Raw genomic sequence first — 21617 nt, forward strand, 5'->3', positions numbered from 1 at the left:
ATGATTAAACAAGAACAAAAAGAGATGCTGGGTAATGGTAAGGATGTCATTGGCGCCAAATGTGATATTTCGTTAAAAGACGAGATGCTAGGTAATGGTGAGGATGTCATTTGCACCAAATGTAATATTCCGTTAAAAGTGGGGTATGTTACTCTGGCTTATGTGGGCGCTACTTTTCCGGTTGAACTTTTTAAATGTCCGGAATGCGGGATGGTTTATATCCCGTCGGGTTTGGCGCGCGGCACAATGTTACAGGTTGAAAGGGCCTTGGAAGATAAATGAAGGGTGATGTTGGTTGCAGGCGGATCTTACCGTCGAGTACTTGCAAAAAGCGCATGACTTGGCCGTAACCGGAATTGATGTATCGGAAGAATTTATCAGGGAGGGATGCCTGCGAGCTCCGTAACCTAATTTAATACAGGGCAACGGGGAAAACCTGCCCTTTGTGGACAGCGGCGGATAGCGAAACTGGGTGATAACGGACGGTTATGCCTTCGGATACCGGGCGGGCTTTAACCGGGGCCTGGTTCCCGGTGTTTATATCCAGTGCGACTGGGATATTTTTTAATGATAGCGGAAAAAACCGAATGTTATGTTAAATAAGATGAAGGTGGTAATCCATATGGATGTAAATAATGCAGATTACTTTCACTTACTGAAACTGGCTCATCAGGAATTATCCTGCAGTCAGATTTTATTGCAGATGAGACTCAACGACCAGGGTAGGGAAAATCCGGAATTAATTCGGGCTATGGCCGGCTTGGTCGGCGGCCTGGGATATTGTGGGAAAATTTGCGGGGCTTTGACCAGTGGGGCTTGTTTATTGGCCTTGTACGCGGGAAAAGGTTCAACCGAGGAAGTGGAAGACAGCCGGCTTAACGCCATGATTGAAGAGCTGGTGAAGTGGTTTGAGCAGGAGGTCGGTTCCCAATACGGCGGCACGGACTGCAATATTATTTTGGAGGGTAATCTCCAAAACCGTATCCAGCGGTGTCCGCAGATTCTTTTGCAGACCAATCAAAAGGTGAAGGAAATTCTTGAAGCCAATGGTTATGATTTATTATCTGGTAAACTCGAGGCTTGACCAGTTGACAGCGGGGGAAGTGAAGTAAGGAAGCCTTTGAAAGACTTTTGCGGCCAATACTAAATGAAAAACAACCATAACTTACAGTTGATGATATTTTCCTGGAAAGGGTGTATTTTGTGGCACCAGATGAAAAGCTTTTAAATAGTACGGAAAGTGTGTGTCCCGAATGTCTTAAACGGATTCCAGCCCAAAATGTAAGACGCGGTAATGATGTTTATCTTATTAAAGAATGTCCGGACCACGGACAGTTCAGCACGGTAATTTGGCGGGGGGAACCGGCTTACGAAAGCTGGGCATATCCCAAAAAAGCTTCCTCGCCGGCGGCTTGCGCGACGGAAAGTAACAAAGGCTGTCCGTTTGACTGCGGTTTGTGCTCGGACCATCATCAACAGTCCTGTGGTGTACTGTTGGAAGTAACGTCCCGCTGCAATCTGGCTTGTCCGGTTTGCTTCGCTGGCATTACCGAGGGCGCTGCCGGTGAAGATCCTGATTTATCAGTCATCGAAAGCTGGTATCGCATGTTGCTCGCCAGCGGCGGACCGGTTAATATTCAATTGTCGGGCGGTGAGCCGACAGTACGCGATGATTTGCCGGATATTGTTGCACTGGGACATAAACTGGGTTTTAATTTTATTCAGATTAATACCAACGGGTTACGACTGGGTAAAGAGTCGGAATACGTTGCAAAGTTGAAAAAGGCTGGACTCAATTGCGTATTTTTACAATTTGATGGTACTAATGATAAGATATATAAACATATCCGGGGGACTGCCTTACTTGAACTGAAGGAAGCCGCAATTAGACATTGCGCCGAAAATGAAATTGGGGTGGTGCTCGTTTCCACTTTGGTACCCGGGATTAATACCGGCAATATTGGCGAATTGATAAATTATGCAGTACAAAAAATTCCTGGCGTTAGGGCAGTCCATTTTCAGCCTATAGGTTATTTTGGACGCTACCCTAAGGCACCGCGGGATGAAGGCCGGATTACGATCCCGGAGGTCATCCGGGCTCTGGAATCTCAGACCGGCGGTAAAGTAAAGACGGCTAATTTTTTGCCGCCGGCTGGCGAAAACGCTCATTGTTCATTTCACGGTAACTTTGTTTTAATGCCGGATGGTACCTTGAAATCGTGGGTCTCCGATCTTTCCGGCTATTATTGCGCCAAAGCTGAACCCAGCAGTGAAGGGTCGGTACATGCCCGGAATTTTATGGCTAAACAGTGGAGTGCTCCGAAAGAGCCGCTAAAGTCAATCAAGCGACTTAAAGAGGCGCCAAAAGTCAAACCGGCAATTAATGTAAGCAGCATGAGTGATTTTTTGGAGCGGGTACACACGTATACGCTTAGTATTTCCGGGATGGCGTTTCAGGATGCCTGGAATTTAGATTTAGACCGGTTACGGGATTGTCATATTAGTATTGTAAGTCCTGACCACCGGATCATACCATTTTGTGCCTATAACTTAACTTCCTGCGCTGGCCGGGCCTTATATCGCGGCAAAGGACCGGATCATGGATAATACTATCGATAAAACAGTCTATGAAGCCTGGATAGCGAAAAAAATAGGTTGGACAGGCAAAGAACTGACAACTAAGCTGTTAATGGAATATCAGTTGTCCATGTTAAACAAGGTGATTAACCGGGCTTACGAGCATAGTTTTTTTTATCGGCGGCATTTAAAGGATTACGGTAAATATCCGCTTACCAGCCTGGCGGATCTAGAGCGGTTTTCCTTTACTACCCCGCAGGACTTGCAGACCGCTGGCCTTAAAATGGTTTGTGTAAACCAGGGTGAGATTAGCCATGTGGTGACGCTGGAAAGTTCAGGGACGACCGGGGAACCTAAACGGCTGTATTTTACCAGTCAGGATCAGGAATTGACTGTCGACTTTTTTACCCAATCCATGTCCATGCTCATCCGGCCTGATGAACAGGTATATATACTGTTGCCGGCCAACCGGCCGGGAGGAGTGGGGGATCTATTATACCAGGCGCTGAAAAGGCTAAACGCCAAACCGGTAAAGTATGGGCTGATTTCCAGTCTGCCAGAAATGCTGGAAAATTTAATTAACCAGCCGGTAAGCTGTCTGGTGGGTATTCCAGTGCAGATTTTAGCGCTGGCCAGGTATTATGAACATCGGGGGGAAAAGCGAAAGATACCGTTAAATAAGATCCTGCTCTGTACGGATTATGTTTCTCAGGCAATAAGTAGGGAAATCGAGCGAATATGGGACTGCGAAGTTTTTGACTATTATGGTATGACGGAAGCCGGTTTGGGCGGCGGCATGGAATGTGGCGCCCGCTGCGGGTATCATCTACATGAAGCCGATTTATTTTTTGAAATTGTCGATCCGATGACTGGTCGTCCGGTTATGGAAGGTCAGCCGGGCGAAGTGGTAATTTCCACTTTAACCCGGCAGGGAATGCCTTTACTTCGCTACCGGACCGGCGATTTATCCCGTTTTATTCCCGGACGATGCCGTTGCGGAACTATTTTACGTCGGTTGGAGAAAGTCCGGGCCCGCAAGAGCGGGCTGATTTCAATCGGGAATGGCGGTTGTTATATTACGATGGCCGATCTGGATGAAGCATTGTTTTCTATTCCGGACGTGGTAAATTTTACGGCAGATGTAACAAGGCAAGCGGATAGAAGCGATTTGAAAATATCGTTATATACTTTAAGCCGCAATATGGATGAATCGGAGATTAAGCAAACCTTGTCCTCCATTCCCGCGGTTGGTTCGGCGCTGGCGGCCGGAAATTTTGATATTATTACGGAATGTTTGGTGGTAACTGATAAAATTTCCGCCAACTCCGGCAAACGGAAGATTAATTTATAAATAGAATACGGGGACGGATAGAAACCTGAAAAACGGATGAATTTGGGGAGTGTAAAATTAAGTGTGTAAATTCGGAAGAATTTATGCACTTAATTTTTTTGTGTGGAGTGTGATAAAATGGTTTAGCCGTTCGGGGATAAGTAGAGTTTCTCAACTATCCGCCTGGCTTACTATTGCTAGGCTCTCTTCCAGGAGGGCTAAAATATTGCAACTTTTTCATGATTTCTTCAAAATATCTTCATAATTATCATGTATACTGAAGCCAATATCAAACAACCTATAGTTTACGGTTATCGCAATAACCTCAAGGAGGAAATACGATGAATAAAACAGTTTGGATTGTAGTGGCGGTCATAGCAGTAATAGCAATTAGTATATATTCGGGATACAACAATCTAGTCGGCTTGAACGAAAACGTAAACGGCAAGTGGAGTCAAATAGAAAACCAACTTCAGCGCCGAGCAGATTTGATTCCTAACCTGGTGAATACAGTAAAAGGCTATGCCGGGCATGAGCAGCAAGCCATACAAGCAGTTGCCGATGCACGGGCAAAATTGGGCGGTGCCCAAGGACCTGCTGCTAAGGCCGAGGCCAATGCTGAACTAACTTCTGCACTAAGCCGATTACTGGTAATATCGGAAAACTACCCTAATTTAAAAGCGGACAAAAACTTTCGGGCACTTATGGATGAATTGGCAGGTACAGAAAACCGTCTAGCGGTTGCCCGTAAAGATTATAATGAGAGTGTCCAAGTCTATAACACTTCTATTCGCTCATTACCTGCAAGTATTATTGCAGGGTCCATGGGATTCGGTCCGAAGGAATACTTTAAGGCCGATGAGGGTGCAAAACAAGTACCTCAGGTGAAGTTTTAGCCGGACTATCGACGATCAGAGGATATTGAATATAGTTCAACGAAATGTAACGTATAGTGTTAGTCACATGGCCAGCAGCTAGAGGAGGCTGGGTATTAATTAAAGTAAAAACTAGCTGGCGTCCTTTAAGTGACGCCAGTTTTCTGTCAGCAATATTATAATTTGGAGGGAAAAGCAATGTCACAGAAGTCAGTATTAATTGTTGATGATGATGTAAAGTTGGTAGAGCTACTTGAATTGTATTTTCAAAAAGATGGGTTTGTCGTATATACAGCCAACGATGGGTTGACTGCCTTAAAAGCAGCCCGGGATAAGAACCCTGATATCTTGGTACTTGACTTAATGCTTCCTGGAATGGACGGATGGGATATCTGTAGGACACTTCGGCGGGATAGTGAGGTGCCTATTTTAATGCTTACCGCCCGGGATGAAGAGAGCGATAGACTAGTTGGACTGGAGATTGGTGCCGACGATTATGTCACCAAGCCTTTCAGCCCTAAAGAAGTAGTGGCTCGTGTTAAAGCAATACTCCGCCGAACAAAGGGAATAACAGTGAAAACTCAACCGCTGCAAATGGGAGATGTAGTTATTAACATTGAACAGCATCAAGTAACAAAGGATGGACAACCTATTGAGCTAACGCCCACCGAATTTAAGATTTTAGAGCTACTTGCGTCCAATCCGGGCCGCGTATTCAGTCGCTTACAAATTGTTGAGCAGACGCAAGGCTACTCATTTGAGGGGTATGAACGCACCGTTGATGCACATGTGAAGAATCTGCGACGCAAGATTGAGGATAATCCTAAAGAGCCGGTATTCCTTCAAACTGTGTACGGTGTGGGATATCGAATGGCAGGGACTCAGAATGAATAGTATCATTTATCGAATTACAGGTCTGATGTTCCTGGCGGTAGCTATCACTGTTTTTTTGCTTATCTACCTAGCTAATTCTCAAATGACTGATTTGTTCCAAGAGTATGTTACTATTCAGCAAATGGAAGTTCATCACAGTATGATAACACAAATGGGAGCAAGTGGACAGGAGCAAGCGGGTATGATGGGGATACCCGAACAAAATTTTCTAACCTCTGTACATCAATCGCTCATTTGGGTTGGCGTAGCCATACTGATGGCGGGATTGGCCGCCAGTTATTTCTTGGCTCGTAGTATTACTACACCTTTAAGAAAACTCAGTGCAGCTGCCTTGGAGATTGAGCGGGGCAACTTTGCCCAGAAGGTTCCCGTTAATTCAAAAGATGAAGTTGGAAGGCTTGCGCTGGTTTTTAACAAGATGTCAGAAACGCTTGATAGTAACAATAAACTTCGGCAGCAATTTCTTGCTAATATAGCTCATGAACTACGAACCCCGTTGGCAGTAATCCAAGGCCACTTGGAGGGGATGATTGATGGCATTATTGAACCTAACCTCCAAAAGCTTGCTTCTCTCCATGAAGAGGCTGTTCGTCTGTCCCGCCTTATTAAGGACTTAAAGGATTTGTCATTAGCAGAGGTTCGGCAGTTATCGTTAGAGGTCAAAGACGTTAATGTTAATCATACCGTTGAACAGGCCTTGTACATGCTGAAACCACTTGCTGACGAGAAAGAAATCACCGTTTCACAAAATTTGACGCCTGATCTGCCAACAATTACAGCTGATACCGATAGAATTTGCCAGATATTTTATAACCTAATTACTAACGCTATTCGCTATACGCCGGAAAACGGTCATGTAACTGTTTCAACCGAACTAACCAAGTATGCAGAGCAAGACTGGATAAAGATTACTGTCGACGATAGCGGTCCAGGTATTGACGCGATCGATCTACCCTTCATTTTTGACCATTTTTACCGAGGTGACAAATCACGGGATAGAAAAAGTGGGGGTACAGGACTTGGTCTGGCTATTGTTAAACAGCTCGTTGAAATTCACGGCGGTAAGGTGCAAGTCGATAGTGTAATTGGCAAGGGGAGTTCCTTTTATGTCCTGTTGCCTGCAAAGTTCACAAAAAAGCCATAATTTCTTCATGAATGTTTCCATTTAAACAAATGCTGTGACATAATCATTACCCCAACTTTTAAGGTAATGATTATGTCACGGCTTTATTTTTTGCACCAGAACCGGATCATCTGGCGATGCGATGTTTACTTTCTAAACAATAGTGTTGCAAAAAGTGATTTTTTAGATGTTTTTGCGAAATCTAGTGCTTTCTAAATATAAGTAAGCTATAACAAATATAAATAAACATAAACAAATATAAATAATCATTAGATTATATTTATGTTAGTTATAAACATATATACTACTTTACATTTTTGGTAGTTATAGTATATAATAATGTAGAAATACAAGAAAAAATGTCTAAAATAGGAATTTATTTTCAAACATAATCTTTGTTAAAGCATGAACAGAGTAAAATGTTGGGATTGTACTACTGACGGTTAAGTGGAGTTTAAAATTTATACACTGGCGAATAGTTTTGTCTAACCCATTAAGGCATGATAGGCAATCGGTGGTGTAGCTGGAAAGGCTGCGTCTTCTTTTGGAAAGGAACATTCAAATTACATTACGGGATAGTTATGCATACTGCTAGGTTCTGAATCTACAATGAAGTTGTGACTTCAAAAAACAGGGCTTAGTTTCTATTCGCAAAATGTAATTTACGGATTATTTAATGATAATAACCGGATGCTTCCTTATCAAAAATAGGAGGCGTCCGGTTATTATTTTGACAAGACTTATGCACTTACTTCCGATGAAGTACAACAATAAGGAGGCTTTATTTATGGAGAAGATAAACTACGGTAATTTTTTGCAAAAATATCCTGCTAACCCAAATCGGCTACGGCTACAATGATACAAAAACATTGGGGAATCGCATTTTCCATGTCCGCAATTGTCCATCTGGTGATCTTTGCCGGCATCGGGCTTATGTACTTTCAGGATCAACAACAGAAGGCTTTGCCAGAGCCTCTGCTCCCCATTGAAGTGGAATTGGGTGAATATATCAGTGATGACGATCATGCCGACGCACTGGTACAAGCAGCGACTGCCTCACCGTCTGGTCGGCCTGAACCGGCAACAGACGACCGGCTTCCATCCGAGCAGGCTTCCAATCTTGCCCAGCCTGCTCCCGTTTTAGATCATGCTAATGCTATTGACGAAAAATTGACATTCAAAGGCAAAACAACACTGACCGGAACCGCTGCTGGTAATGATGGTGCTGCCACGACTATGACCGACCAGTTAGGTAATGGTAATGGTAATGGTAATGGTAATGGCGCCTCCGAAAGTTCACTGTCCGGCGGTTCAGGCAGGCTTCCCTATGTCATTGACGGTCCACCGCCGTCTTACCCGGAAGAAGCCAGAGTTCGCGGTTGGGAGGGAGCAGTGCGCATACGGGTCTTAATCCTCGAAAATGGAATGGTTAGTGATTCGGCAATTGTGCAAAGCTCCGGTTATGGCAGCATAGATCAATCGGCTATCAAAGGATTGCGCCGCTGGCGGTTCAGTCCGGCTTATCAAGGCGGGCGACCAGTTCCGGCCTGGGTTGTTGTACCTGTTATATTTAAACTTCAATAAATAAGCCTAAGAACAAAATAATTCAGGGGAGAGATTATTTATGAAAATTAAAAAATCCAAAAAAGCAATTGCAGCTCTTGTCGTATCCTCTTTATTCACTGTATCGTCATCCGCCTTTGCAGTAGAGACGGCACCTGACAGTGAAATGAATCCTGTGGTAGTATCGGCAGCAAAGCCGGAAAAAGAAAAAACACCTGGTTACGATCGTTTGGCTGTTCCAGAAAGCAGTAAGGCGGCAACAGAAATCATTACCAGGGAAGAAATTGAGGCCATGCACCCCAAGGATGTAATGGAATTAATCGAAAGCGGGTCAGGGATTATCGGTATGCGCTGGGGTAATAAAGGGTATTACAAAGTCGAGACTCGTGGTGGCGATAGTGTCGGGTTTATCATTGATGGTGTTTATTTTCCCGAAACCCAGGCTTCGCGTGTAATTGCCAACCTACCTGTTGACATTATCGAATCCGTCACCTTTGTCAGAGACGCATCCATTCTGACAATGGGGCCAGTGGCTTCAATTGCCAGCAATTTCGGCAAGGGCGGTACTCCCAATCAAGGCTACATTATCATAAAAACCCTCAAAGCCACCAAGTCGATTAACCAAGCCAAGATAAGTTACGGAACTTTTGACACGGAAAAAATGAGTTTGGTGCATGGTGATCAGATCAATGATACGGCTTATTATACAATGGGCTATGCGAAAGACAGGAGCGACGGCAAGAGTGGTTGGTATAACGGCAGGGATTTAGACACTTATTTTCTGAAAGTCGGCGACAAAGGCCCGGACTGGTTTGCTGATATGACACTGATGGTCAACCGTGGCAGGAATGACCAGCAAGCCTGGTTTGACGCAAATGGCAATTACATGAATTTAAGCACTTTGGGCAAATGGGATCCCATTAATACGACACTATTCACGACTAATGCAGCTAAACAATGGAATGAACATAATACAACCTCCTTCAGCTTCGGCTACAGTTCGGTACGATCAACCAGAGTTACGCTGAAAACGGGAAAAGGCATAGACGAAAATGAATACCTTCGCGAATTGAATTTGATGCATACGATGAATTTTGGCCGGGATACGCTGAAGTTTGGCACTCAGGCTATATGGTGGCATTCGCCGACTGGGGTGCAGGGAACAGCGGGCTACGAACGTCAGGAGGAATTGTACGGAACCTATCTGTACGGGGAAAGACAGGCTAATGATAAACTGACACTGGATGCCGGGGCACGGTTGGATAAAAAACATATTACCAAAGGGGTTGCTAAATATTTTAATAACGGCAGTGGAAGTGGTGTAGCCTATGATAATAGTTATGGGGAGTTATGGGATGGAGATTCAACCAGCTTTTCTCTGGGAGCAGCTTATCAAATGGATTCTGTCTATAAGCTGTCTTCGAGGTTGGGATATTCGCGCCAACCGGCCGGAAAATATCTCCTTACGGAAAATAATGAAAAACTGGATCCGGAAGAACGCTATAAGTATGAGGCCGGTATTGTAGCAAACTATAATAAAATGCTAAATGCCTCATTGACAGCATTCTGTTATGATATTAATGAAGCCCGGGTATCTACAGGAAAATACTATTATGACGCGGATAATAATCTTTCGTCCATCTATACCGGCAAAGATTTGGTGCGCAAGGGATTTGAACTGGCATTTCATGGCAATTTATCCGATCAGCTCGGTTATAAATGTGGCTACTCCTATTTCACCTCAAGCAATGCGCTAGATGACAGCCAGTCTCCCCATAATCGCTATAATCTAGCACTTAACTATAAAAACAAGGATTTTGCGGCCAATATCATGCTGCTGCATGTTAGCAAGTTTGAAGGTACGACAAATGCCAATAATTTGAGTGACACTTGGACGACGGCAGGTACCATAGGCGGGTACACCACCATCGACGCCAACATCAGCAAAGAATTGGACAAGAATACAACACTTACTGTGTATGGACGCAATATCACCGACCAACGTTATGTCAAAGGCATGAACTATTATGATTCCGGCGCTGAGTACGGGATTGAGCTCAGCAAGAAGTTTTAAATAAGGCGAATATTGCCGGTATTGGACAGGAGCCAAATCAAACGGTTAAAAATAGCGGACCATTTGAACAGCCGTTATGATGATGGCTTATGACGGTTCTGTGGAATGGAAGGGGTAATATGGCAAAAGTAATTGAGCAGTCTGCTGAATCATTAAAAATTATCATATTAATCATGATCTTAATCGGTATATTTTTCTTATCTTTCACGGTAGGCCGTTATGCGATTGCACCAGATATTGCCTTTGGAATTCTTGTATCAAAAATTATTCACCTGACACCATTTTGGCCAGAGGATATGGAAATTGTCATGCTAAAAATCAGGTTGCCAAGAATTATGGCCGCTATATTGGTGGGAGCGGCCTTATCCACTGCTGGTGCCGCTTATCAGGGCATGTTTCGCAATCCAATGGTCTCTCCCGGAATTTTAGGAGTGACATCCGGTGCCAGTTTTGGTGCAGCTTTAGCAATATTGCTGTCCTTAGATGCGGTTGGCATTCAAGTGACTGCTTTTGCTTTTGGATTATTGGCTGTGGTGATAACATACATGATTGCAATCTGGTTGGGGAAAAAAGGCGAAACCATTCTGATGATGATCCTGGCAGGCATTATAATAGGAACTTTATTTACCTCATTTGTTTCGTTGATAAAATATGTGGCTGACCCCAATAACACACTGCCAGCTATTACCTATTGGCTAATGGGCAGTTTGGCTTCTGTTAACGATAGTGACGTGTATCTGGCTGCTGTTCCGATTCTGACCGGATTGTTTGTGTTGACATTGCTGCGCTGGAACCTGAATGTCATGTCTTTTGGCGATGAAGAAGCAAAAGCATTAGGGATAAATACCGTTCGATTGCGGTTTTGCGTTGTTATATGTGCAACAATGATAACGGCTTCGGCGGTGGCAATTAGCGGCGTGATCGGACTGGTGGGGCTGGTTGTGCCTCATTTGTCCCGGTTGCTGGTGGGACCTAATTACAAAATTTTGCTTCCTGCATCAAGCCTTATGGGTAGTATATTTATGTTAATAGTAGATAACTTAGCGCGAACCTTGTTTTCTTTGGAAGTTCCTTTAGGAATTTTGACTTCCATAATTGGGGCGCCATTTTTCCTGTATTTGCTCTTAAATACGCGAAAGGGATGGGCTTAACAGAGGAAAGAATGGCAGCTTTACGACCAAGTGGTTACGGAAAAATATTTTTGTATGATATGGAGGCATGACGATGAATGGATTGATCAATTGGGAGGTTTTGCAGCAACACAGGCAGATGCCCTTTGCCAATATGGATGAGGACTCGCAAAAAAAACGCTGGGGAAGTTTTGCCGGTATGTATGACGGCATGGCAAAGCTGGAAAAGAATTTTACTAAGAACCAGGTGGAGCAGATGCTGTTGTCTGCTGAGGATTCGGTAGTGGACATCGGCTGTGGGCCAGGACGATTGTCTGTTCCCGTGGCAAAAAAAGTAAAGCGTGTTACAGCGCTAGATGTTTCCGAAGAGATGCTGGCAAAGTGTATGGAAAATGCCAGGAGTGAAGGCGTTGACAATATTACGCCGCTAATGTCTAATTGGTTATCAGATGACGCAGTTGAAAATGTTGGAAAACATGATATCGCAATTGCATCGCGCTCAGTGGGATTTTCCGATATAGTAAAAATCAATGCTATTGCCAGGAAATATGTCTATATTTTAGGCTGGGCAAATGCTCCAAGTCTTCGGGAAATACAACTGGACTTTCTTGCGGGCATTGCGCCGGAAAAAGTGCCACAGGATCCGTATGCCCGCATGTTTGGCTATAATATTATGTTTAATATGGTATATGATATGGGAGCAAATCCGAATATTGTCGTGGTGGACGATGGCTTTGAGCGTGATTATGTTTCCAGAGAAGAGGCCTATGCAGAGCTACGTTTTGTTGGCGAGATTCTTCCGGAATTTGAAGAGCAATACCGCCGGAATATTGATCGTTATTTGCTGCCAAAGCAAGACGGGGGATTTAAACTCCTGAGAAAGACTAAAACTTTTGTGATGTGGTGGCGGCCGGAGGAGATGATGATATAGAGACTACAGGAGATGTGAAACGATGAGGATAAGTAAATATCTAAAGAATATACTGCTAGGGAGTATGGTACTAATTGTATTCTTGCTGTCTGGATGTGCAGAGGTCACCAATTCACCTGCAACGGAGTCAAAACCGGGCATTACTATCACCGATATGAGTGGGGCACAAGTAAAAATTCCTGCAGCAATTGACCGAATTGCAGACGCATGGCCTGCCCACCACGCTATACTATGTATTTTAGGTAAAGGTGACAAGGTAGTAGCCACGACAGCAGTGGCGCAAAGGCCGTGGATGGAAAAAATAAACCCGCAATTGAACAATGCGGTAGCTGTTTTTGATACAGCAGGTACCAATATGGAAGAATTGGTAAAGGCAAAACCGAACATTATTTTTATTACCTCCAATAGCAAGAACGCGGGAACACTGGCAAGGTTGGGCATTCCTGTTGTTCAACTTTATTTTACGGATTTTGACAGTTTAAAAGAGTGTGTTAGAATTACCGGCGCAATTCTTGGTGAGCAGGCAAAAAACAGAGCGGAAAAATATATAGCCTATCTGGATGGCAAACTTGCCGGGATAACCGCAATAACATCCCCAATTCCCCGGGAGCAGCGGCCGAAGGTTCTGCATATTACATCATTGACTCCTTTGATGGTGGATGGAAAAGATACCATTGTAAATTCCTGGATTGAAGTAGCCGGTGGCACCAATGTGGCAGACATGGACGGCAATGGCAAGGAAGTGTCGCTGGAACAGGTGAGCAACTGGAATCCGGATATTATCATCCTGGGAAATACAGCGTTTATGAAAGGTGGAAATATTGACGGACTATTGAAGAATCCGGCATGGCAACATGTAAGAGCAATAAAAGAAGGCAAGGTATATATCAATCCAGAAGGGGTATTTTTCTGGGATCGTTATGGCGCGGAAGAGGCATTGCAGATTCAATGGGCGGCCAAGCTTTTACACCCCAATAAATTTGAACATATCAATATGGTTAAGGAAACAATAGATTTCTTTAAAACTTTTTATAACTATGATCTTTCCGCAGAAGAAGCGGAAAAAATACTTAACGGCAAACGTCCTTAAAGGGATAATATATTTGAATAACTAGAAAAAATTTTTAAAATATAAAGGTAAAGCTGCCTTCTTTACAGTAATTCTGTTTAGAAGGCAGCTTTTCATATACGTTTTATTGGCGGAGGTTTATTTGCTGGAATATGCTGCCGGACACCAGGTTGCTTGTTTAGCGATGGAAAATAGTAAGTAAGCTAAGTGTAAGCATGCTGCAACTGAGCTTGCATCTTCGTCTATTGGACTTTAATTATCAAAATATCTTAGTTTTTGCTTGCTAAAAACAAAAGGGGATGCCTCGCCTAGGTTAAACAACCTATTTTGAGACACCCTTCTTTTAGTTAGCCTAACGGTAATGAACGATGGGAAAGGCCTATGGCAACTTCATTAAGATTTAATACGCCAACCCCAAAATAAACAGCTACACAAAGATGTTCGCCATAACGGGCGATACCAATTTTGCCGCCCACATTAAGGCCTACGGCTTTAGTGGCAATTTGCTCTAAGGCGTCATGCACAGCACCGGCAACAGCGCCTTCACCGATATGATTGGAGGGTACTAAATTTTGACGCTGGGCAGCCACAGCGGCCCGTTCAATAATTTTTTTCACTGAAGGAATAAACTCGCCACCAAAATCTACGGCTACTGCCTGCATGTTTTGTTTTGCAAGCAGCTGGCGGACAGCTTGTTCATCTTGTCTGCTGTCACTAATCGCCATTCGTAAAGCAGCTCGCCCGACATCGATACTGGTTATATCATCATTCATAAGTGCTCTCCTATTATTCGTTCGTAATAATGATAGGCTGATCTGTAGTAATTTTCTGCGTATCAAAGATCGCCACTGTCAGGAAGGTTAGCAAACAGACTGACCACTCTAAATAGATGGGTTGGGCAAATACTCGCACTGCAGGAATGAATTGCCAAGCCAATAGCGCCAGGATGCCGGCAAGTGTTGTATAGAAAGCTGAACTTCGGCGGCATAAGCCTGGTGCAAAGAGGGTGGAGAGAAATACAAGTGTAAAAGCTGTTGTTAAGCTTAAGCCCAGTAATAAGGTTTTCAAAATTCCTACTGCATTAAAGGCCAGCCATAGCGTAATAACCCCAAGGGCTAAAATGGTTACGCGATTAATTATGACATAGTTACTTTCCGTAACCTCAGAGTTGATGAAACGTTTATAGATGTCCTGGGAAAACAAGGTGCCCGCGCCGAGCAGCAGGGTGCAGGCTGTTGATACATCGGCTGCCCATAAGGCGGCAAGGGTGGTACCGGAGATTATGGGATCAAGTCCCATAATAATCTTGGGCATTGCCAAGGTTGCCTGAACATTAGGCATCGCTACTTTGGCGGCAAGACCCATGACGGCACAAAGGAACCCAATCGGGAAAATTAGGACTGCGCCCCAAATAAAACCGTGTTTTGCAGCTTTGGCACTAGCAGCGCCACAAGCAACTTGTACCGGGCCTTGCGCTGTTATTGACTGGGTAATCATGACCGCAAACCAGGCAATTATAGTAGCTGGTCCCAGACCGCCGAGCGGGCCAAACCAGTCGGTGCCAGGCGGTAATTTGGCCGCGATGGCAGGTAAACCACCCTGCTGGTTTACTGTCATGATAGTTCCTGTAATAACACCAACATAAATTAAAACAACACTGACGACATTTGACAAACCAGAAGACCATAGGCCGCCGATCAACGTTATGCCAATGAAAACAACGGCGCTGGTAATCATCCCGCCGGTAAAAGAGAAGATCTCGGGCAGCAGAGAAGATAAAATGGCTCCGCCAGCCAAGTATTGCATGGAGGTTATGACTAATTGGATGGTAATTAAACCAATAACACTAATGACACGGCCTTTTTTATCATAATAGCGCTCAAATAATTCAGGAATAGTAGTGCAGTTCATTGCACGATATTTACCTGCCGCGAGTATACCCATTACCAGGGCACCTGCTGACCAGGCGCCATTATACCAGCCGGCAGCAATACCTGCGGTGAAGGCGTTTTCAGCAACGCCAATGGTCGAGGCAGCGCCTACGGCCAAACCAGTAACATTGGCAGCGACTAACAGCGTATTCATCTGCCGTCCACCAAATAAAAAGTTTACACTGCCACCTGAGGCCTTACGTTTGGCGTAAAGACTAATGATAAAAAGCATAAAAATATACAGAACCACGATTGAAAATTGTATCGACATACTCCATCCTACCTTTCTACACCTAACTAGTTATTGGCCGGTTACACACAAATCACTCACTTTCCGGGCTATTACAATCCTGCCATCCTACACTACCGAGCCAAAACATTAATTCTACAAATTTTATGGTAATCAATTAGGTAAAAAGTGTCAATGGTGATATCTGTAAAATAATTTACAAATATTGCAAACTTGGCAGGATATTGGTGCAATATGTTGAAATAGTACTGTCAAAAGCATAATGTGAGGTAGGACTTATGGGGATTCTGCAGAAAAAGCTTCTTATTGTGGTTCTGCTGGCATGCGGGATAGTAGTCTATAGTTTCCATAGCTTTTGGCAAAAAGATCCTGGTGACCCGGGGGAGAGCGCGGTGTCAACTGCTCCGGGGAATTTACCAGCCACCAATACTACTGTGAATAGCCCTTCAGGCAGCGAGGTTGTCGTCTATGTCAGCGGTGGAGTGAATAAACCCGGTGTATATAAACTTCCCCAAGGCAGCCGGATTGTTGATGCGGTTACTGCAGCAGGCGGGTTTGCCCTTGGCGCAGATCCTGTCAAAATTAATTTGGCATTGCATTTGAAAGATGAGATGCAAGTCAATGTTCCTTATACCGTTACTGCTGCCGGTAATGGTACTCCCAATTCAGGCGCGTCTGACAGCAAGTCTGATGATAAAATTAATATCAATACCGCCTCTGCGGCTGAGCTTGATAAGCTGCCAGGCATTGGTCCGGCACTGGCTGAACGGATTGCGCAATTTCGTACAGCAAACGGGGCATTTAGTGATCTTGCTGACCTCAAAAAAGTACCCGGAATTGGTGAAGCCAAATACAATCAGTTTAAAGATAAGATATCCCTGTAGCCATGGAACTAATCAATATCCTTTTATTTGCCTGTGCTGCTTTTGCAGCAGGTATCTGGCTGGCGGCATTATATAGCTGGCATTTTTCCACTCTTGTACTATTGGCTGTTTTATTGGTAATAACTTCATTATGGCGAATTATTCGTAACTATCAGCAGAGCTTTTGGCCTGTTATCGGCCTGTTTTTTGTAGCTGGAATGCTTTGCTATCATCAGGCTGTTATGGTACGAGCGGACGATATTGGCAATTATGCAGGGCAGACTGTCAATATCGAGGGCACTTTGGCGGCTGTTCCTGAGATAACACCGATTGACGGACAAAAAAGACGGGTACGCTATCTGCTCAAAGCGGAAAAGGTTATACCCACAGGAGCAAAGGTGGCCTGCTCTGTTACGGGAAACATCAGAATAAATATCCAGTATAAAGAGGCAACGAGTAAACCGGCAGCCTACGGCGACAAAGTAACCGTTACAGGAAAATTATTAGAGCTTCATGGCTATAATAATCCAGGTCAGATTGATATGGTTGCCGCTCTTAAACGGCAGGGTATCACTGCCCGCATGAGCGGACAAGAACAAATGCTGCAGGTGCTTACTCCTTACAAGGGGTATTCCTGGCAGGTAGTCCTGGCCAACTGGCGAGACAGAATGATTACCGGGCTGCAGCAAGTAATGCCGGTAAATGATGCTGCTATTTTGACAGCGGTTCTGTTTGGCGGCTATCAGGGAATAGATAAGGATGTTATCAGTGATTTTGCAGCAACAGGGTTAATCCATATTTTATCCGTATCAGGTGCACATATCGCGCTTGTGGTTGGTTTGATAACCTGGCTTGGCAGACGACTGCGTTGGGGTCCTTTATTTACGGTAAGCTTAGCGGCTATGGCAGTTATTCTTTATGCCTGCATTAGCGGGCTAACGCCACCAGTCATTCGTTCCGCGCTTATGGGGCTTATAAGCCTGCTGGCGGTAATACTTGAACGGGAAAGTTATGCCCCGGCAGCCTTGGCAATTACCGCATTAGCTATGCTCATTTATCAGCCGCTGTTATTATTTGATATTAGTTTTCAATTATCTTTTGGCGCTACCGCTGGGTTGGTCTTTTTGTATCAGCCGACGGTAGACTATCTGTCACGCTGGCCTTCCTGGCTAGCAGGACCGTTAGCAGTGACGCTTGCGGCGCAGCTGAGTGTATTGCCGGTAATTGCCTGGTATTTTAATAGTTTCTCACTGATCTCTTTTGCAGCTAATATTATTGTCTTGCCTGTTATTGAACTGGTAATTATTCTGGGCTTGGCAGGGGTCATTATTTATACAATGGTTCCGGTTGCCGGCAATATAATCTTTGTGATTAGCAGTCTCTTAATCGGCCTTGTTATGCTGCTTACCGAACTGCTGGCAGCAGTGCCTTATAGCTTTGTATATATACCTGCAATCGGGATAATAGGCAGTGGCGGGTATTATTTCGTCTTAGCCTGGATTTATGGCTGGCGTCCGTTTAAACTGCCAGGGCCGGGACAACTTGTTCGTCAATGGCCGCGCTCCTGCAGTTTGGCAGCAGTACTGCTTAGTATCACCGTGGCAGTGTATGTTTTGTATCCAAAGCCCCTGACAGTGCATTTTATTGATGTGGGGCAGGGGGATGCAACCTTGATTATTACTCCCCATGGCCAAGCGGTTTTGGTTGATACTGGCGGAACTATGGGAGAATCAGATTTCGATATCGGGGCGAGGGTAGTTGCTCCCTATCTTAAGCATTACGGCGTGAGGGCGATTGATTATCTGATTTTAACCCATGGGCATCAGGATCATGCTGGTGGAGCAGCTGGTGTTGCTAGTGCCATCAGGGTTGCTAATGTGCTCTTGCCGCAAGAGAAATACTCACCGCCAGTGCAGGCATTGCTTCGTTCCCAACCGTTAGCGGTTATTCCTGCTTATACTGGGCAACGCTTTCAGCTTGATAAGGTAATAGTTAGTATTGAGCAGGCTGGGGACGAATCTGAGACCATTTTGCATACCGCTGCCATTGGTGGAAATGAAGTGTCCAGTGTAATCCGAGTGAGCTATGGGCAGCATAGTTTTTTGCTTACCGGCGATTTGACAGCACAGGGGGAAGCGTCACTTTTGACAAAAGGTCTTGCAGCTTGTACTGTATTAAAGGTAGGACATCATGGCTCAAGAACATCCACTACCGAGCCTTTTCTACAAGCTGCCGCTCCTAAATTTGCGGTTATTTCTGCCGGCTATGGTAACCAATTCGGTCACCCGCACCCGGAAACACTAAACCGGCTTGCCGCAAGGGAGATTGTAGTGTATCGCACAGATAAACAGGGTGCGATAGTGTTTACCTCGGACGGCAAACAGTTAGCAGTTGAACCTTATATAAAATAAATTAAATGTGGTGAATTATGGATTATAAAGCAGTGCTTGCCGGTATCAAGCAGAATAAAATTGCTTCAGTATATCTTCTGCACGGTGAAGAAACCTATTACATACGTCAGGTTGAGCAGGCTCTTATTGCCAGTGTCGTGCCTGTAGAAGACCGGGATATGAATCTTATTATTTTTGAGTCTGATCCGCAGCGGGAGGAACTTATTAATACGATTGAAACAATACCATTCCTTGGCGAAAAGAACCTGATTATTGTGCGCAATACAGGGCTATTTAGTGCCGGCCACAAAGCAAGTGGCAGCGAGGTTCAGGATAAAACAGATGCTGCCACCGAACGGTTAATTACGTTGTTTGGCAACATGCCTGCCTATAGTCATGTTGTATTTATTACACCAGATAAACCTGACAAACGGCGCAAACTTTTTAAAGCGCTGGAGAAAAACGGTGTGGTGTTGGAAGCGGCACCATTAAAAGGTAAAGAATTGAGGAGTTGGCTGACACAGCGGCTGGCAGAGCTTAAAATAAAAATGGCTCCTGATGCCCAGGAACATTTATTGGCAGCTGTCAGCATGATGCCGCAGGTTTCACTCGATTTTGTGAATAATGAGTTAGAAAAAGTCCTTTTATATACAACAGGCAAGTCACGCATTACCCAGCAAGACTTACTGCAGATCTTATCAACTGTGCCGGAAATATCGGTTTTTGCCATGGTGGAAGCATTAAGTCAAAGACAAACGCCTCAGGCATTGGCGTTACTTTCTGAGCAATTGACAGCAGGTGAACATCCGATACGGATACTTGTTCTTTTAGCCCGGCAAGTTAGACAGCTTTGGCAGGTTAAGGATCTCATCCAAAAGGGCCGTGGCAGCCGGGAAGTTGCCGATTTTTTCAAAGTTCCTGGTTTTATTGGTGAAAAGCTGGTCAAACAAAGCCGTAGTTTTAATGAAGGTAAATTGAAAACCGCTCTACTTAGTCTAGCAGCCGCTGACCGGGATTTAAAAGCAAGCAGGAGTGGACCGGTAGTATTGGAAAAAATAATAATAGAATTGTGCGAGTAAAACGAGTAAAAAAAAACGAAAACCCTGTTCGCTAGCGAACAGGGTTTTACTTATTACGCTTGTTGAGTAGCATTGGCTTTAATAGCCAAGCGGGATTTCTTACGGGCAGCGGCATTTTTATGAATAACGCCCTTGGCGGCTGCTTTGTCAATAACGCTTGCGGCATTAATCAGGAGGTTCTTGGCCTCATCTGCTTTACCAGCATTCACAGCTTCCTCCACCTTACGGGTAGAAGTTTTAATCGCTGATCTTACCGAATAATTGCGGGCACGCCGTTCAGCGTCAGTTTTTACGCTACGCTCAGATGACTTAATATTTGGCAAGTAATTCACCTCCTTATGTATATATTACTAAAATATTTTAGCATGGCATTCAGGAAAAAGCAAGCAAAACACCATAATAAATAGCTTCGTATAGGTGCCTTTTTTTTCGGAAAAGATAGGTCTAAGACATATTGGGACTAAAGGAGAGAACATATATGGACCAAATCGTTACTACAGTACGGACCGACTTGGCCTTAGAAGCGCGTGAAATGTTAACAAAAAGGGTGCGTGAAGACATTCCCGGTGTTTTGATTGAAACCAGTGAAGATGAGGATGCTATTATAACCCGTGTAAGTATTACTACCCCGGAAGCAGAACGAATGATGGGCAAAATGCAAGGGAAATACATTACTATTGAATCACCAGGCCTCCGCTACAAAAATACCCCGCTGCAGCAAAAGATCATGAATTTTTTGGCTAATGAACTTGTTGGCATGACCAAATTGCCACGTAATGCCACTGTTTTAATTGTGGGGCTTGGCAACTGGAACGTTACTCCTGACGCTTTAGGACCACGGGCGGCGCATAAAATTGTTGTAACCCGTCACCTTCAGGAGATGCTGTCTCCTGAACTAAAAGACGGTGTGCGTTCAGTATGTGCTATTTCTCCCGGTGTCCTGGGGATAACCGGTATGGAGACAGGTGAAATCATCCAGGGAATTGTAAGTAAAATCAAGCCTGAGTTGGTAATTGCAATTGATGCACTGGCAGCAGCGTCAAGTCAGCGGGTAATCACCACAGTTCAATTAGCAAGTACCGGTATCCATCCTGGTTCTGGTGTAGGAAATAAACGTTTTGGTCTTACACAAGCTTCTTTGGGCGTGCCTGTTGTCGCAATTGGAGTGCCAACTGTAGTCCATGCCACTACAATTGCTATGGATACCATTAATACCTTACAAGAACATGCTGCTTTTGGCCGCTATTTTAAAAGTATGGAAAATTTGTCTGATCAGGATCGTCACACTATTGTACGGCAAGTGCTGCCGGAAATGCTCGGAGACCTTATGGTAACGCCCAAGGAAGTTGACCGGCTTATCGAGGATATTGCTGCTGTTGTAGCTGGTGGTATCAATCAAGCGATGCATCCTAATATTGACTATGAGAACATTCATATGTATTTACATTAATACTATAGCTAGTCCGATAATAAATGTACTATCGTCTTGCTGCCAGGCATATAGATTGTATGTAAACAAAATTCCAATAGGTAGTCTG

19 protein-coding genes are annotated in these 21617 nt (G+C 44.3%); 16 read left to right on the forward strand and 3 right to left on the reverse strand.

Annotation, left to right across the window (positions count from 1 at the left end):
• From SALPA_RS23470 to SALPA_RS23525, 12 genes are all read left to right on the forward strand, one after another.
• Entirely contained in the window at positions 1–282 is a 282-nt protein-coding gene (locus tag SALPA_RS23470) for a DVU_1557 family redox protein (RefSeq protein ID WP_255451320.1), read from the forward strand.
• A 340-nt stretch (positions 283–622) separates the two neighbouring features.
• Positions 623–1084: a DVU_1555 family C-GCAxxG-C-C protein gene (locus tag SALPA_RS23475; protein WP_145099751.1), complete on the forward strand. Its 462-nt coding sequence runs from the start codon at positions 623–625 to the stop codon at positions 1082–1084.
• A 119-nt stretch (positions 1085–1203) separates the two neighbouring features.
• Positions 1204–2607, forward strand: coding sequence for a radical SAM (seleno)protein TrsS (gene trsS, locus SALPA_RS23480; protein ID WP_145099754.1), 1404 nt, complete (start codon positions 1204–1206; stop codon positions 2605–2607).
• Positions 2600–3928 carry a DVU_1553 family AMP-dependent CoA ligase gene (locus SALPA_RS23485; RefSeq protein ID WP_145099757.1) on the forward strand — a complete coding sequence of 443 codons (1329 nt, stop codon included), beginning with the start codon at positions 2600–2602 and terminating at the stop codon, positions 3926–3928. Before trsS ends, SALPA_RS23485 begins: the two co-directional genes overlap by 8 nt.
• Before the next feature lie 320 nt (positions 3929–4248).
• Positions 4249–4803: a LemA family protein gene (locus tag SALPA_RS23490; protein ID WP_145099760.1), complete on the forward strand. Its 555-nt coding sequence runs from the start codon at positions 4249–4251 to the stop codon at positions 4801–4803.
• A 177-nt stretch (positions 4804–4980) separates the two neighbouring features.
• Positions 4981–5676 (forward strand): response regulator transcription factor, encoded by a 696-nt coding sequence (locus SALPA_RS23495; RefSeq protein ID WP_145099763.1) that lies wholly within the window; start codon positions 4981–4983, stop codon positions 5674–5676.
• Positions 5669–6820: a cell wall metabolism sensor histidine kinase WalK gene (locus tag SALPA_RS23500; RefSeq protein ID WP_145099766.1), complete on the forward strand. Its 1152-nt coding sequence runs from the start codon at positions 5669–5671 to the stop codon at positions 6818–6820. Before SALPA_RS23495 ends, SALPA_RS23500 begins: the two co-directional genes overlap by 8 nt.
• Before the next feature lie 834 nt (positions 6821–7654).
• Positions 7655–8383, forward strand: a complete 729-nt coding sequence (locus SALPA_RS23505; RefSeq protein ID WP_145099769.1) for an energy transducer TonB — start codon at positions 7655–7657, stop codon at positions 8381–8383.
• Between the two features lie 40 nt (positions 8384–8423).
• A complete protein-coding gene (locus SALPA_RS23510; RefSeq protein WP_145099772.1) occupies positions 8424–10436 on the forward strand; it encodes a TonB-dependent siderophore receptor in 2013 nt (670 codons plus the stop codon).
• 119 nt (positions 10437–10555) lie between these two features.
• Complete coding sequence (locus SALPA_RS23515; protein WP_145099775.1) at positions 10556–11587, forward strand: iron ABC transporter permease; 1032 nt, start codon at positions 10556–10558, stop codon at positions 11585–11587.
• A gap of 73 nt (positions 11588–11660) precedes the next feature.
• Positions 11661–12497, forward strand: coding sequence for a class I SAM-dependent methyltransferase (locus SALPA_RS23520; RefSeq protein WP_145099778.1), 837 nt, complete (start codon positions 11661–11663; stop codon positions 12495–12497).
• 22 nt (positions 12498–12519) lie between these two features.
• The gene (locus tag SALPA_RS23525; RefSeq protein WP_145099781.1) at positions 12520–13587 is read left to right on the forward strand and encodes an ABC transporter substrate-binding protein; all 1068 of its coding nucleotides are present in this window, start codon (positions 12520–12522) and stop codon (positions 13585–13587) included.
• Between the two features lie 326 nt (positions 13588–13913).
• Here the strand turns inward: SALPA_RS23525 and SALPA_RS23530 are convergent, their stop codons facing one another.
• Complete coding sequence (locus tag SALPA_RS23530) at positions 13914–14339, reverse strand: HutP family protein (protein ID WP_145099784.1); 426 nt, start codon at positions 14337–14339, stop codon at positions 13914–13916.
• A gap of 13 nt (positions 14340–14352) precedes the next feature.
• Positions 14353–15768, reverse strand: a complete 1416-nt coding sequence (locus tag SALPA_RS23535; protein WP_145099787.1) for a sodium:solute symporter family protein — start codon at positions 15766–15768, stop codon at positions 14353–14355.
• Positions 15769–16025: 257 nt separating this feature from the next.
• Here SALPA_RS23535 and SALPA_RS23540 point away from each other — a divergent pair, with 257 nt between their 5' ends.
• From SALPA_RS23540 to holA, 3 genes are read left to right on the forward strand one after another with little or no spacing between them, the layout of a single operon-like run.
• Entirely contained in the window at positions 16026–16631 is a 606-nt protein-coding gene (locus tag SALPA_RS23540; RefSeq protein ID WP_145099790.1) for a ComEA family DNA-binding protein, read from the forward strand.
• A gap of 2 nt (positions 16632–16633) precedes the next feature.
• Positions 16634–19021 carry a DNA internalization-related competence protein ComEC/Rec2 gene (locus SALPA_RS23545; protein ID WP_145099793.1) on the forward strand — a complete coding sequence of 796 codons (2388 nt, stop codon included), beginning with the start codon at positions 16634–16636 and terminating at the stop codon, positions 19019–19021.
• Between the two features lie 17 nt (positions 19022–19038).
• Positions 19039–20079, forward strand: coding sequence for a DNA polymerase III subunit delta (gene holA / locus SALPA_RS23550; RefSeq protein ID WP_145099796.1), 1041 nt, complete (start codon positions 19039–19041; stop codon positions 20077–20079).
• A gap of 53 nt (positions 20080–20132) precedes the next feature.
• Here the strand turns inward: holA and rpsT are convergent, their stop codons facing one another.
• On the reverse strand, positions 20133–20402 hold the full coding sequence (gene rpsT / locus SALPA_RS23555) for a 30S ribosomal protein S20 (protein WP_021167716.1): 270 nt from the start codon (positions 20400–20402) through the stop codon (positions 20133–20135).
• 155 nt (positions 20403–20557) lie between these two features.
• Between rpsT and gpr the strand changes: the two genes are divergently transcribed.
• Complete coding sequence (gpr, locus tag SALPA_RS23560; protein WP_145099799.1) at positions 20558–21529, forward strand: GPR endopeptidase; 972 nt, start codon at positions 20558–20560, stop codon at positions 21527–21529.
• Positions 21530–21617: the final 88 nt, after the last annotated feature.

Source organism: Sporomusa sp. KB1, from assembly GCF_007830295.1.
Lineage (GTDB): Bacteria > Bacillota > Negativicutes > Sporomusales > Sporomusaceae > Sporomusa.

What these genes read in the sequence shown, in the direction of transcription:
- holA (WP_145099796.1), top strand. Translation starts at nt 19,039, where the DNA reads ATGGATTATAAAGCAGTGCTTGCCGGTATCAAGCAGAATAAAATTGCT.
- SALPA_RS23485 (WP_145099757.1), top strand. Translation starts at nt 2,600, where the DNA reads ATGGATAATACTATCGATAAAACAGTCTATGAAGCCTGGATAGCGAAA.
- SALPA_RS23495 (WP_145099763.1), top strand. Translation starts at nt 4,981, where the DNA reads ATGTCACAGAAGTCAGTATTAATTGTTGATGATGATGTAAAGTTGGTA.
- SALPA_RS23510 (WP_145099772.1), top strand. Translation starts at nt 8,424, where the DNA reads ATGAAAATTAAAAAATCCAAAAAAGCAATTGCAGCTCTTGTCGTATCC.
- gpr (WP_145099799.1), top strand. Translation starts at nt 20,558, where the DNA reads ATGGACCAAATCGTTACTACAGTACGGACCGACTTGGCCTTAGAAGCG.
- SALPA_RS23500 (WP_145099766.1), top strand. Translation starts at nt 5,669, where the DNA reads ATGAATAGTATCATTTATCGAATTACAGGTCTGATGTTCCTGGCGGTA.
- SALPA_RS23520 (WP_145099778.1), top strand. Translation starts at nt 11,661, where the DNA reads ATGAATGGATTGATCAATTGGGAGGTTTTGCAGCAACACAGGCAGATG.
- SALPA_RS23525 (WP_145099781.1), top strand. Translation starts at nt 12,520, where the DNA reads ATGAGGATAAGTAAATATCTAAAGAATATACTGCTAGGGAGTATGGTA.
- SALPA_RS23540 (WP_145099790.1), top strand. Translation starts at nt 16,026, where the DNA reads ATGGGGATTCTGCAGAAAAAGCTTCTTATTGTGGTTCTGCTGGCATGC.
- SALPA_RS23535 (WP_145099787.1), bottom strand. Translation starts at nt 15,768, where the DNA reads ATGTCGATACAATTTTCAATCGTGGTTCTGTATATTTTTATGCTTTTT.
- SALPA_RS23515 (WP_145099775.1), top strand. Translation starts at nt 10,556, where the DNA reads ATGGCAAAAGTAATTGAGCAGTCTGCTGAATCATTAAAAATTATCATA.
- SALPA_RS23470 (WP_255451320.1), top strand. Translation starts at nt 1, where the DNA reads ATGATTAAACAAGAACAAAAAGAGATGCTGGGTAATGGTAAGGATGTC.
- SALPA_RS23530 (WP_145099784.1), bottom strand. Translation starts at nt 14,339, where the DNA reads ATGAATGATGATATAACCAGTATCGATGTCGGGCGAGCTGCTTTACGA.
- SALPA_RS23545 (WP_145099793.1), top strand. Translation starts at nt 16,634, where the DNA reads ATGGAACTAATCAATATCCTTTTATTTGCCTGTGCTGCTTTTGCAGCA.
- SALPA_RS23475 (WP_145099751.1), top strand. Translation starts at nt 623, where the DNA reads ATGGATGTAAATAATGCAGATTACTTTCACTTACTGAAACTGGCTCAT.
- SALPA_RS23490 (WP_145099760.1), top strand. Translation starts at nt 4,249, where the DNA reads ATGAATAAAACAGTTTGGATTGTAGTGGCGGTCATAGCAGTAATAGCA.
- SALPA_RS23505 (WP_145099769.1), top strand. Translation starts at nt 7,655, where the DNA reads ATGATACAAAAACATTGGGGAATCGCATTTTCCATGTCCGCAATTGTC.